The sequence below is a fragment of the Micromonospora sp. DT81.3 genome, assembly GCF_049847225.1.
GTDB lineage: Bacteria > Actinomycetota > Actinomycetes > Actinomycetales > Microbacteriaceae > Microbacterium.
On the sequence record NZ_JBNCNY010000064.1, the window covers coordinates 1 to 242 of the forward strand.

Consider the following 242-nt stretch of genomic DNA (forward strand, 5'->3'; position numbering starts at 1 on the left):
AACGCGTCTCCGGCCAGACCAAGGATCTGAACTGCGTTGCGGGTGCGGCCCGGGCGGTCGGTGTCGAAGGTCACCAGCGACGTGCCCTGCTTGGCCAGACCCACCACGGTCAGGTTCTTGTCGCGCCAGTTCCCCCAACGGTCCTCGGCCGCCGATGCGCTAGCGGCTGTCAGGCCTGCGGTAACCAGTGCAGCCGCGGCTGCGCCCACCAGGGCTGTCTTCATCGAGAATCCCATGATCAC

At 66.9% G+C, this 242-nt stretch carries 1 protein-coding gene; it reads right to left on the reverse strand.

Going from position 1 to position 242, the window contains the following annotated elements; translation table 11 throughout:
• On the reverse strand, positions 1 to 224 hold a 224-nt coding region (locus tag ACPW96_RS23350; RefSeq protein ID WP_425886138.1), incomplete at its 3' end, for a hypothetical protein.
• Between the last annotated feature and the right edge of the window lie 18 nt (positions 225 to 242).